An 11,954-nucleotide genomic window follows, 5' to 3' on the forward strand; every position below is an offset into this window, starting at 1 on the left:
AGAAGACTGTAGCGATTAGGTGTTCAAAGTAGGAACACGTGACCTTTTCCGGCATGGTTCGTTGACCTCTACGGCTGACGCATTTTTGGGTCGGGGGAGGCAGGATGGGGTCGGTTTCGGGTCTGCGCGTGCCTGCTGCGCCGTTCGTCGTGCCTGGTCCCACCGGTGTCACCGTGCGGGACCGGTTGAAGGATCTCGCAGACCGGGATGCAGAGGTCCTGCGTCTGGTGGGCGCGCATCTGGGTGCGCTGGCCTCGCGGGACCTGAAGGCGCGTTGCGCGAATGGCCTGGGGCATTCCGCCCGGTCGTGGGCGGGACGCAAGCGAGTGCTGACGCCGGAGTCGTCGTCGCGGTGGGCGGGTGCGGTGACGAAGGCATCTCATGATCAGTGGGCGCTCGGGCGGCGTTGTCAGGCGGCGCATGTCCAGGAGCTTGAGGCGGGGATGCGAATGCTCCGGCACCGGCTGTCGCTGCCTGTGAGGGCCAAGGGCAGCAAGCGGGCGCCGGGTGGCTACCGGTCGCGGCGGGAGTGGCATGCGAAGTCCCGGCGACTGGCTCTGTTGGAAGCCCGGCATGCCGCTGCTGTGGCGGACTGGCGGGCAGGACGTGTGCGGGTGGTCCGAGGCGGAAGGCGCCTGCTGAATACCCGCCATCACCTCGCTGATGCCCAGCTCACCGAGGCCGAGTGGCGGGAGCGGTGGGAGGCGGAGCGCTGCTTCCTTTCGGCGGACGGGGAGTCGGGGAAGCGGTACGGCAACGAGACCATCCGCGTCACCCCCGACGGCGAGGTCAGTATCAAGCTTCCCGCGCCGCTGGCTGGGCTGGCGAACGCCCCGCACGGCCGGTACGCCCTCTCCTCACGGGTGCGGTTCGCGCACCGGGGCAGCGAGTGGGCCGATCGTGTGGAGACGAACCGGGCGATCGCGTACCGCATCCATCACGACCCGACGCGGGGCCGCTGGTACCTGACTGCCTCATGGCAGATTTCACTCACCCCGACGGTTCCGTTGGAGGTGGCGCTCGCCCAGGGGGTGATCGGTGTCGACACCAACGCCGACCACCTCGCCGCCTGGCGCCTCGACGCCCACGGCAACCCCGTCGGAAACCCACGCCGTTTCTTCTACGACCTGTCAGGCGCCGCCGATCACTGTGACGCGCAGGTCCGCCACGCCCTGTCCCGGCTGCTGAACTGGGCCAAGACGTGCGGCGTGGCCGCGATCGCGGTGGAAGACCTGAACTTCCAGGCGGAGAAGACCAGGGAGAAACACGGCCGCAAGCGACGGTTCCGGCAGCTGATCTCCGGCATGCCCACCGGCAAGCTCCGCGCCCGACTCGCTTCCATGGCAGACCGGACCGGCATCAGTGTCATTGCTGTTGACCCCGCCTACACCAGCAAGTGGGGCGCCCAACACTGGCAGAAACCGCTCACCAGCACCACTCGCAGATCCACTCGCCACGATGCTGCCGCCGTGGCGATCGGAAGACGCGCCCAAGGACACCCGATCCGGCGACGGACGGCACCGCCCCCGCAGCACCAGAGTGATGCTGCGGGGCATCGGACCGCCCAGGCCCGACCGGATGCTCTCGGGCGTGAGGGACCCCGCCCCCGCGTTCCCGGACCACGCACACGATGCGTGCCGCCCGGACGCGAAGCGAAAGCGGGCGACCAGCGTGCCCAACACCGTTCGGGATACGCGGCCGAGCTCGAGATCTGGCAACAGGACTCACTCCCGCTCAGCCTTCAGGAATGGTTTCACTACGCATCCGGCTAGGGTGGCCCGATCACCCGGCTAGCGGGTCTGGCGCGATGCGCGTATTCCGCGTTCCTCCCGCCCCGATCACACAACCGGCCATGTCGGGCACTCCTGGTGACAGACATGGATGGAGTGGCTTGACGGGGGGTACAGAGCCGGGGAGGCTTCCAGGCGACACGGCAGGCACGAGCAAGCGCTAGATAGCCTGACCTGCGAAGACAGTGGTTTGGCTAACTGGTGGAATGGGGTGCGTGCTTTGCCTACCGGCAAGGTCAAATGGTTCAACAGCGAGAAGGGCTTCGGCTTTCTCTCCCGCGACGACGGCGGCGACGTCTTCGTCCACTCGTCGGTGCTCCCTGCCGGAGTCGACGCACTGAAGCCGGGGCAGCGGGTCGAGTTCGGGGTCGTCGCAGGCCAGCGCGGCGACCAGGCACTGTCCGTCACGATCCTCGACCCGACGCCTTCCGTCGCCGCGGCACAGCGCCGTAAGCCCGACGAACTGGCGTCCATCGTGCAGGACCTGACGACGCTCCTGGAGAACATCACGCCGATGCTGGAGCGCGGCCGCTACCCCGACAAGACGCAGGGCGCCAAGATCGCGGGCCTGCTGCGCGCGGTCGCGGACCAGCTGGACGTCTGAGTTCCTTTGGCCGCCCTCGCACTGCTTCGCAGGCTTCGGGCGGCTGCCGGACTCCGTCCGGCGGTCCCGGGCTACGGGAAGGCGAGCGCGTCCGGGCCGAGGGGCGGTACGAGTCCCTCGGCCGCGGCGCGGGTGAGCAGCCCGCGGACCGCCGCGTACCCGTGCTCGCCGAGGTCGGCCGTGAACTCGTTCACGTAGAGCCCGATGTGCTGGTCGGCGACCTTCGGGTCCATCTCCTGCGCGTGCTCCATGACGTACGGGCGGGAGGCCGCCGGGTCGTCCCAGGCCATCCGCACCGACGTACGGGCCGAGTCGGCGAGCCGCCGCAGGGTCTCCGCACCGAGGGAGCGGCGGGCGACGATCGCGCCGAGCGGGATCGGCAGACCGGTCGTGGACTCCCAGTGCTCGCCCATGTCGGCGAGGCAGTGCAGCCCGTAGTTCTTGTACGTGAAGCGGGCCTCGTGGATGACGAGCCCGGCGTCGACCTTGCCGTCGCGCACGGCGGGCATGATCTCGTGGAACGGCATCACGACGACGTTCCCGACCCCGCCCGGCACCTTCTCGGCCGCCCAGAGCCGGAACAGCAGATACGCGGTGGAGCGCTCGCTCGGCACCGCGACCGTCTTCCCGGCGAGATCCGCGCCGGTCGCGTCCTCCCGGGTGAGGACGAGCGGCCCGCAGCCGCGGCCGAGGGCGCCGCCGCAGGGCAGCAGCGCGTACTCGTCGAGGATCCAGGGCAGCACGGCGTACGACACCTTGAGGACGTCGTGGCCGTCGGTGCCGCTCTCGGCCCAGCCGTTGGTGACGTCGATGTCGGCGAAGGTGACGTCGAGCCGCGGGGCGTCCGGGACGCGGCCGTGGGCCCAGGCGTCGAAGACGAAGGTGTCGTTCGGGCAGGGCGAGTAGGCGATCTTCAGCTTGGTCACGACGGCTCCAGCTCCAGGAAGACGGTCTTGCTGAGCAGCTCGGACGTGCGCCGGAGCGCGTGCAGGGCCTCGCCGATGCGCCAGGCCGCGCGGTCACGGGGGCCGACGGCGTTCGACACGGCCCGGATCTCGACCACGGGCACGCCGTACGCGGCGGCGGCCTCGGCGACGCCGAAGCCCTCCATCGCCTCGGCGGCGGCTCCGGGATGGCGTCCGGCCAGTTCGGCGGCGCGGTCGGCGGTGCCGGTGACGGTGGAGACGGTGAGCACGGGCCCGACGGTGTGCGGCCGGCCGGCCGCGTCCAGGGCGGCGGCGATCCGGCCGGTCAGGGCCTCCGGCACGGGGTGGAGGGACCGCCCGAAGCCGAGCTCGTCGACGGTGAGGTACCCGTCGGGGGTCTGGGCGCCGAGGTCGGCGGCGACGACGGCCGACGAGACGACGACGGACCCGAGGGGTGCGAGGGGCTGGAACCCGCCGGCGATCCCGGCGGAGACGACGAGGCCGTAGGGGGTGTCGGTGCCGGTGAGCGCCGCGTACGCCAGCGCGGTCCCGGTCGAGGCGGCGACGGCGGCGGGTCCGACCCCGCCGACGAGGACGTCGATCAGTACGCGATCGTCCGGCGCGTTCGTGTGCCGACGCAGGACGAGCCCCCCCGGCAGCGGGAGCAGCTCGGGGGCGCCGGGGCCGAGGCCGGCGGAGACGGAGTCCGCCTCCGCCGCAACGGCCGTCACGATCAGGATCCGGTGGACCACCGGAGGATCAGGATTCCTTCTTCAGCTGGAAGTGCCAGATACCGGTCAGCTTCTTGCCGGTGTTCTCGACGATGGTCACCTGGGTGTTGTCGGTGGCCTCGCCGGTCTGGCTGGAGAAGAAGGCGCTGGCCGGAATGGTCCGGTACGTCTTCTTGTACGGCTCGGGCTCGGCCTGCTGGCCGCCGAGGAAGATGGTCCAGCCGTTGTCCGCGATCTCGGGGTCGACCCCGAAGCGGATCTTGTCGTCCATCGCCACGGTGATGGACTTCTCGGCCTTCTTGTTGAGGCACTGCTGGATCTGCGACTCCTTGATGGCGTCGCCGTCGTTGTAGCAGGCGGCCTCGGAGTGGATCGAGTCGGACCCGACCGTGACGGTCGCGATCGGAGTCGGCTTGTCGCAGGCGGAGAGAACGAGGAGCCCGGCGGAGACGGCCCCGAGGGCGACGGCGGCCCGGCGGCGCGAGCCGGAGAAGAACGCAACGGTCATGAGCCGAAGGCTATCGGGCCGCCGCGCCCGCGCCACGCGGGGGTACGGCGTGCCGCTGTCCGGTACCGGAACGAGGGCGGCGAACGAGCGCGCAGGTGAGCGGGGACGAAGCGGCGCGGGAGCGGTCGGTGCACGCGATCCCTACGCCACCCGCGTCTTCGACCGCCCCTTCGGTCCCGGCCGCCGCCGGGCCTCCGCGAGCAGCCCCCGTACGGCGAGGAGCGCGCCCGTGGCCAGGATTCCGGCCGCGACGGCCATGCCCAGGGTTCCGTTCAGAGGCAGGGCGATGCCGATCCCGCCGCCCACCACCCACGCCATCTGCAGCGCCGTCTCGGAGCGTGCGAACGCAGACGTCCGTACGACCTCCGGCACGTCCCGCTGGATCAGCGCGTCCAGGGACAGCTTCGACAGGGCCTGGGTGAGGCCCGCGACCGCGCCCAGGACGGCCACCATCAGCCCGCCGAAGAAGATCGCCGTACAGATCGCCGTGGCGCAGACCACGCTGATCATCGTGGCGATGATCACTTCCGGCCCGTGCCCCCGGTCCCGCAGGAGCGAGCCCATCGCCGTACCGCAGGCGTTGCCCACGCCCGCCGCCACGCCCACGATCCCCAGCGAGACGGCGGCGCTCTGCCCCGACAGCGGATGTTCGCGCAGCAGGAACGCGAGGAAGAAGATCAGGAAACCCGACAGCATCCGCTGCGCCGCGTTCGCCTGCAGACCATGGAGGACCGAGGGCCCCACCGTCCGCAGGCTCGGCTTCCGCTCGCCGTGCGTCAGCAGATGCGCCCGCCGCTCACCCTTGGCCGAGTCCACCTTGGGCGGCATCCGCAGCGCCCAGAACGTCCCGAGGAGGAACAGCGCGCACGCGCCGTACAGCGGATAGCGGGGCCCGAGCACCTGGAGCCCCGCGCCGATGGGCGCGGCGATACCGGTCGCGAGCAGCCCGGCCAGGGTGACCCGGGAGTTCGCCTTCACCAGCGAGAAGTTCGGTGGCAGGAGCCGGGGCACGACGGCACTGCGCACCACCCCGTACGCCTTCGAGGCCACCAGGACCCCGAGCGCCGCCGGGTACATCTCGATGCCGCCGGTGGCGACCGCCGCCGACATCATGATCGCGAGGACCGCCCGGGTCAGCATCGCGCCGGCCATCGCGGCGCGCCGCCCGTGCGGGATGCGGTCGAGGAGCGGGCCGATCACCGGGGCGAGCAGGGTGAAGGGGGCCATGGTGACGGCGAGGTACAGGGCGACGCGGCCGCGGGCCTCGTCGGTGGGGACGGAGAAGAAGACGGTGGAGGCGAGGGCGACGGTGATCATGACGTCGCCGGCGCCGTTCACCGCGTGCAGCTCGATCAGTTTCCCGAGCCCCGACTCGCCCGCGCCGTGGGCGTGGGTGGCCTTGCGGATGCCCTTCGCGGTCCCCGTGAAGGGCAGGTGCAGGGCGCGGCCGACCTTCCGGCCCGCTCGGCGGAGCGGCCCGGCATGATCTTCGGATCGTGCGGGGGACCGTGCGGCTGCCACTCCGTCATAGTGCCCCACCGGCGCGCCGGACGAACCGTGGCGCGGCGGTGGAGGGCCACTTCGGACGATGTCGCCGGCCGCATCGGAGGGGGTCGGAGCGGTGCGTGAGTCGCTCTCGGACCCTCCCGTTCACCCCCGGGACAGCGCTCCGACCGCTCCCCGGGCGTCCGCGATCCGGGCCACTTGGGGCGGGCAGGTGGGCTGAGGCCCGGGAACGGGGTAGCGTGCGTAGCGCGTCACCGGCGGAAGCTCTCGGCCGCGCGCCTCTTCGGCATCCCGCAGAATGGATGGCGATAGGTGTGCCCGAGACACGCGAGACAGGTCGGGTGCGCGGACGTCGATGCGGCCCACAGGTCCGCTCCGCCCGCCGCCCGTGGCTTCGCTCCCGCCCCTCGGCCGGCGCACCCGTGAGACGGCGTAGGAGAGAAGCGAGACCTGTGAGTGCTGCGACGACGCGAAGCGGTACCCCGCGTACCCCGCGAGCCACGCGTATCCCCGACCGCCTGTGTGCCGAGGCCGTAGAACTCGCGCGGGAGGCCGCCGAGGAGGCGGCCGCCCCCGGGATCGTCGGCGCACATGTCGAAGTGGTCGCCGAGGGTGACCGGGTCGTCACCCACTACTTCGAGTCCAAGGAGCCCGGCTACCGGGGCTGGCGCTGGGCGGTGACGGTCACGCGGGCCTCCCGCGCCAAGAACGTCACGCTTGACGAAACCGTCCTGCTGCCTGGCTCCGACGCGCTCCTCGCCCCCGAGTGGGTGCCATGGAGCGAGCGGCTGCGGCCCGGCGACATGGGCCCCGGCGACCTGCTGCCGACCGAGGCGGACGACCTGCGCCTGGAGCCCGGCTACTCGGGCGAGGACGCGCCGCCGCCGAACTCCGTGGTGTCGGAGGAGCTGGCGGACCACCTCGACGTCGAGGACGCCGAGATCGTCGCCCGTACCCCTTCGCGGGGCGCGATCGCCGCGGTCGCCGAGGAGCTCGGCATGCGCCGGGCCAGGGTCCTCTCCCGGTACGGGCTCCACCTGGCCGCGGACCGCTGGGAGGAGTCCTTCGGCGCCCGCACCCCGATGGCCCAGGCGGCTCCGGCCACCTGTGAGTCCTGTGCGTTCCTGGTGCCGCTGGCGGGCTCCCTGAAGCAGACGTTCGGCATCTGCGCCAACGAGTTCGCCCCGGCCGACGGGCGGGTCGTGTCCCTCTCGTACGGCTGCGGGGGCCACTCGGAGGCCGCGATCATGCCGAAGCCGCCGCGGCCCGCGCCGCCGGTCCTGGACTCGATGGGCGCGGACGCGTTCCCCCTCCGCCCGGCAAAGGACTCCGGCTCGACGACGGAACCGGACGCGATGTCGGAAGACCTGGGCCACTCGTAACCCCGGGGGCCACGCGGCCCGGGGCTTGGCGAGGGCGGCGCTGCCCGGGCCCGGTATGACCGCCCCCAACCGGGCGGCCCCGCCACCCGAACCCCACGACCGCCCGGGGGCCGCGCCCCCGGGGGGGCCCACCCGTACGGGATGCAGCGGACCCACCCCCGGCGGCCTGCCGCGCGGGTGGGGCGGTCCTGCGCGGCGGCGCACCTCGCCGAGCTTCGCCCACCCCGTCCCCTGCCGGACCCGCGCCCCGCTGGGCGATGCCCTCCCGCCACCCGCCGTGTGGGCTGCGCCCGCACCCTCGCCGCCCCGCCGTGCGGGCAATCGTCCCGCTGGGGCGGGACGGGTGGGCACACGGGACGGCGCCCTCTGGCGGCGCCTCCGCCCCTTGTGCCTGAACCCGCACCACTGGCTCGATGCACAAGGGGTGCGGGTCAGGGCTCGGAAGCCTGGGCCCTGGCACGGGGCGCCGCCCGGGAGCGTACGCGCGGCCCCGGCGGGACGACAGCCCGCAACGAGGAGCGACCCCGACGGCGGCGCGCGAGCCCAGCCCACCCCGATGCACCCTGGACGTAAGGACACGCCCCCGCACGCCCCCGCCCCCAACCGCGCCCCGGCAAAAGCCCCGCCCCCGAGCGCGGTACCTTCGGGCCCCGGGTCCAAAGGCTCACACCCTGGCCCCCCGGCCCGGGTCCCCGCACCATCACCGCCCCGCAGAGTGGAGTCAGACGTGAGCGTCAGCGTCCGGACGACGACCGACGGAACCGATCCCTTCGGCACCGCCCGGCTGCGGCGGGGTGTGCTCGACGCCTGGGGCGCGTCCCCCGCCCGGTTCCGGGAGGACGCCAACGCCGAGGAGGACCTCGCCCTCGGCGGCTACCGCGACCGCCTCGTCGTGGAACTCGCCCAGAACGCCGCCGACGCCGCCCACCGCGCCGGCGTCCCCGGCCGCCTCAGGCTCACCCTGCACCCCGCGGACCACGAGGGCCCCGCCCTCCTCGCCGCCGCCAACACCGGCGCCCCGCTGGACGCCACCGGCGTCGAGTCCCTGTCGACCCTCCGCGCCTCCGCCAAGCGCGAGCAGCAGACCCACGGCGCGGTCGGCAGGTTCGGCGTCGGTTTCGCCGCCGTCCTCGCCGTCACCGACGAGCCCGCCGTCCTCGGCCGCCACGGCGGCGTCCGCTGGTCCCTCGCCGAGGCCCGCGAACTCGCCGCCGATTCCGCCCGGTACAGCCCCGGCCTCGGCGACGAACTGCGCCGCCGCGACGGCCACGTACCCCTCCTCCGGCTCCCGCTGCCCGCCGAGGGCACCGCCCCCGACGGCTACGACACCGTCGTCGTCCTCCCGCTCCGCGACACCGCCGCCCGTGACCTCGCCGAGCGGCTCCTCGCCTCCGTCGACGACGCCCTCCTCCTCACCCTTCCGGGGCTCGCGGAGATCGTCGTGGAGACCCCGGAAGGGGTACGGACCCTCCGCCGCTCCGAGGACGACGGATACGTACAGATCGTCGACTCCGCCACCGGCACCCACCGCTGGCGGACCGTCTCCCACGGCGGGCCCCTCGACGCCGAACTCCTCAAGGACCGACCGGTCGAGGAGCGCCTGCGCCCCCACTGGTCCGTCACCTGGGCCGTACCCGTGGACCCGGAGGGAGCCCCGCGCTACCCCCGTACGACCCCGGTCGTGCACGCCCCCACACCCACCGACGAACCCCTCGGCATCCCCGCGCTCCTCATCGCCTCCCTGCCCCTGGACACCGCGCGGCGGCACCCCGCGCCCGGCCGGCTCACCGACTTCCTGGTGCAGCGCGCGGCCGACGCGTACGCCGAACTCCTCGCCGAGTGGCAGCCGGTGACGACCGCCACGCTCGACCTCGTCCCCGGCCCGCTCGGCAAGGGCCCCCTCGACGGGGCCCTGCGCGAGGCGATCCTGGACCGGCTGCCGAGGGTCGCGTTCCTGGCGCCCGCCGCCCCCACCGAGGAACTCCCCGCACTCCGCCCGATCGAGGCCGAGGTCGCGGAGGGCGCGGGCGCCGACACGGTCGAGGTCCTCGCCGAAGTGTTCCCGACCCTGCTCCCCGCCGGCCTGGAGCGCCGCCCGGAACTCCGGACCCTCGGCGTCGGCCGCGTACCCCTGACCGAGGCGATCGACCGCCTCGCCGGCGTGGACCGCCCCCCGACGTGGTGGTGGCGCCTGTACGACTCCCTCGCCGGCGTCGACCCGGACCGCCTGTCCGGCCTCCCGGTGCCGCTCGCGGAGGCCGCCGAAGGGGCCCGTATCCGTACGGCGATCGGCCCCCGCCAGGTCCTCCTGCCCCAGGACAGGACCCCCGCCGAGCTGACCCGGCTCGGCCTGAAGGTCGCCCACCCCGAGGCCGCCCACCCGCTCCTGGAGAAGCTGGGCGCCCTGCCCGCCACGCCCCGCGCGGTCCTGACGACCCCACAGGTACGGGCGGCGGTCGCGGCCTCCCTCGACGCGGGCGAGATCTGGGACGAGGACGCGGACACCCTGGACGCGGACGAACTCGTCGAGACCGTCCTCGCCCTGGTCCGGGACGCGGAACTCGACCCGGGCGACGAGCCCTGGCTGGGCGCACTGGCGCTGCCCGACGAGGACGGCGAACTCTCCCCGGCGGGCGAGCTGGTGATGCCGGGCTCGGCGTTCGCCGCCGTCATGCGCGAGGACGAACTGGCCTACGTCGACGGCGAACTGGCCGCCCGCTGGGGCGAACAGCCCCTCGCCGCCTGTGGAGTGCTGGCCGCCTTCGCCCTGGTCCGCGCCACCGACCTCCTCCTCGACCCGGACGAGGTCGAGCCGCGCGAGGGCGACTACCCGGAGCCGGACGACGCGGGGCTCCTGGACGCGGTCGACGTGTGGTGCGAGGACGTCCTGGACCGGCTGCCGGAGACGCCGGTGCCGCCGGTGGCGACGGAGATCGTGGCCGTACGGGACCTGGACCTGGTCGACGACGACGCCTGGCCGCAGGCGCTGGCCCTCCTGGCGCAGCCCCCTCTCCGCGACGCCCTCACCCAGCCCGTACGGATCCTGCTGCCGGACGGCACGACGGAGACGGTCCGCTCGTACACGGCGTGGTGGCTCCGCGACCACCCGGTCCTGGACGGCCGCCGCCCGGCGGGCCTGCGGGCGGCGGGCACGGACCCGCTCCTGATCGGTCTGTACGACTCCGCCGACGCGACCGGCTTCGAGGACGAGCAGGTCCTGAGGGCGCTGGGAGTCCGCACGTCGGTGGCGGCGCTGCTCGACGAGCCGGGCGGGGCGGCGGAACTCCTGACACGCCTCGCGGACCCCTCGCGAGAGGTCACGGACGCCCAACTCCACGCGCTGTACACGGCCCTCGCGGACCTCGACCCGGAGCAGGTGACGCTGCCGGACGAGCTGCGCGCGGTGGTGGACGGCGAGGTGGTCGTGGTGGACGCGGCGGAGGCGATGGTGGCGGACGCGCCGGACCTGCTGCCGCTGACGGGCGGGGTGCCGCTGCTGCCGGTGTCGCCGGCGCGGGCGGCGGACCTGGCGGAGCTGTTCCAGGTGAGGCGGCTGAGCGAGGCGGTGGAGGCGGAGGTGGTGACGGTGGGCGAGGAGCACGAGGTGCCGGACTCGGTCCGGACCCTCCTGGGCCCGACGACCCCCACGACGTACATCGAGCACGAGGAACTCCGCGCGGCGGACACGGAACTCGACTGGCGCCGCACGGCGGACGGCGTGGTGCACGCCTCGACCCTGGAGGGCGTGGCGGCGGGCCTGGCCTGGTCGGCGGGCCAGTGGCCGCGCCGCTTCGAGGTGGCGGCCCTGCTGGAGGACCCGTCGAGGACGGCGGAACTGGCGAGGGACCGCTGGTTCGACTGAGACCGGCGGAGGGCGGGGTCGGCGTCGCGGGCGGGGTCAGCGGAGGGCGGGGTCGGCGAGGTCGAGGGTGAGCAGATTGCGCCAGTCGTTGGTGAAGACGGCCAGGGTGCCGTCGTGGCGCACGCCGAGGAACGGATTGGAGCTCTCCATGAGGGCGACCCACCGCAAGGAGCGGTCGCCGTCGAGACGGGCGAGGTGACCGACGTTGCCCATCCCGCCGCCTCCGCCGAGAACCCACCCCGACCCGTCGGGCAAGGGACTCTCGAACCAGACGTCCACCTCGCAAATGCCGTACTCCGCGACGACCTCGGCCACGTCGAAGGGCTCACCGACCCGGAAGGGAATCGGCTGCCCGGCGTCGGGGTGATACGCGCCGGGCCCGTCGACGCACAACTCCCAGCCGGCGCCGTCCGCCCGGTAGAGCCCGTCGCAGTACGGCACCTCGCCACGATTCCAGAGCTGCTCGACGATTCGCATGGGCCCAGGGTGCCGGACGGAGCCTGGGGTGATCCGACTTTGCGGGGCTCGGGTGCGGCCGCCCTCTTTCCGAGTGTGGCGTCCTCCACCGCCGGGTCAAGGGCGCTCCTGCGTCGCGTCGGCTTCGCCGATGGGCTGCGCCCACCCTTGACCCGGCGGCGGAGGCCG

The 11,954-nt window shown here is 73.4% G+C and carries 8 protein-coding genes and 1 pseudogene; 4 read left to right on the forward strand and 5 right to left on the reverse strand.

What is annotated here, in order from left to right; genetic code table 11:
• The first annotated feature begins 104 nt into the window (after positions 1 to 104).
• Positions 105 to 1,772, forward strand: a pseudogene (locus tag E0F75_RS33645) (IS200/IS605 family accessory protein TnpB-related protein).
• A 238-nt stretch (positions 1,773 to 2,010) separates the two neighbouring features.
• The gene (locus tag E0F75_RS40485) at positions 2,011 to 2,394 is read left to right on the forward strand and encodes a cold-shock protein (protein ID WP_030322122.1); all 384 of its coding nucleotides are present in this window, start codon (positions 2,011 to 2,013) and stop codon (positions 2,392 to 2,394) included.
• Positions 2,395 to 2,465: 71 nt separating this feature from the next.
• Here the strand turns inward: E0F75_RS40485 and E0F75_RS33655 are convergent, their stop codons facing one another.
• From E0F75_RS33655 to E0F75_RS33670, 4 genes are all read right to left on the reverse strand, one after another.
• The gene (locus E0F75_RS33655; protein ID WP_229314756.1) at positions 2,466 to 3,320 is read right to left on the reverse strand and encodes a 1,4-dihydroxy-6-naphthoate synthase; all 855 of its coding nucleotides are present in this window, start codon (positions 3,318 to 3,320) and stop codon (positions 2,466 to 2,468) included.
• Positions 3,317 to 4,072: a futalosine hydrolase gene (locus tag E0F75_RS33660; RefSeq protein ID WP_229314757.1), complete on the reverse strand. Its 756-nt coding sequence runs from the start codon at positions 4,070 to 4,072 to the stop codon at positions 3,317 to 3,319. The genes E0F75_RS33655 and E0F75_RS33660 overlap by 4 nt, the downstream gene beginning before the upstream one ends.
• A gap of 7 nt (positions 4,073 to 4,079) precedes the next feature.
• Entirely contained in the window at positions 4,080 to 4,559 is a 480-nt protein-coding gene (locus tag E0F75_RS33665; RefSeq protein ID WP_141297222.1) for a DUF2771 domain-containing protein, read from the reverse strand.
• Positions 4,560 to 4,700: 141 nt separating this feature from the next.
• Positions 4,701 to 6,080, reverse strand: a complete 1,380-nt coding sequence (locus tag E0F75_RS33670) for an MFS transporter (protein WP_229314758.1) — start codon at positions 6,078 to 6,080, stop codon at positions 4,701 to 4,703.
• A 437-nt stretch (positions 6,081 to 6,517) separates the two neighbouring features.
• Here E0F75_RS33670 and E0F75_RS33675 point away from each other — a divergent pair, with 437 nt between their 5' ends.
• Both E0F75_RS33675 and E0F75_RS33680 read left to right on the forward strand, forming a co-directional pair.
• On the forward strand, positions 6,518 to 7,447 hold the full coding sequence (locus E0F75_RS33675; RefSeq protein WP_229314759.1) for a DUF3027 domain-containing protein: 930 nt from the start codon (positions 6,518 to 6,520) through the stop codon (positions 7,445 to 7,447).
• A 715-nt stretch (positions 7,448 to 8,162) separates the two neighbouring features.
• A complete protein-coding gene (locus tag E0F75_RS33680; protein WP_229314760.1) occupies positions 8,163 to 11,309 on the forward strand; it encodes a sacsin N-terminal ATP-binding-like domain-containing protein in 3,147 nt (1,048 codons plus the stop codon).
• 36 nt (positions 11,310 to 11,345) lie between these two features.
• Here E0F75_RS33680 and E0F75_RS33685 read toward each other — a convergent pair whose 3' ends face one another.
• Complete coding sequence (locus tag E0F75_RS33685; RefSeq protein WP_229314761.1) at positions 11,346 to 11,786, reverse strand: hypothetical protein; 441 nt, start codon at positions 11,784 to 11,786, stop codon at positions 11,346 to 11,348.
• Positions 11,787 to 11,954: the final 168 nt, after the last annotated feature.

The organism is Streptomyces sp. CB02980 (assembly GCF_014451325.2).
Taxonomy (GTDB): Bacteria; Actinomycetota; Actinomycetes; order Streptomycetales; family Streptomycetaceae; genus Streptomyces.

What these genes read in the sequence shown, in the direction of transcription:
- E0F75_RS33665 (WP_141297222.1), bottom strand. Translation starts at nt 4,559, where the DNA reads ATGACCGTTGCGTTCTTCTCCGGCTCGCGCCGCCGGGCCGCCGTCGCC.
- E0F75_RS33685 (WP_229314761.1), bottom strand. Translation starts at nt 11,786, where the DNA reads ATGCGAATCGTCGAGCAGCTCTGGAATCGTGGCGAGGTGCCGTACTGC.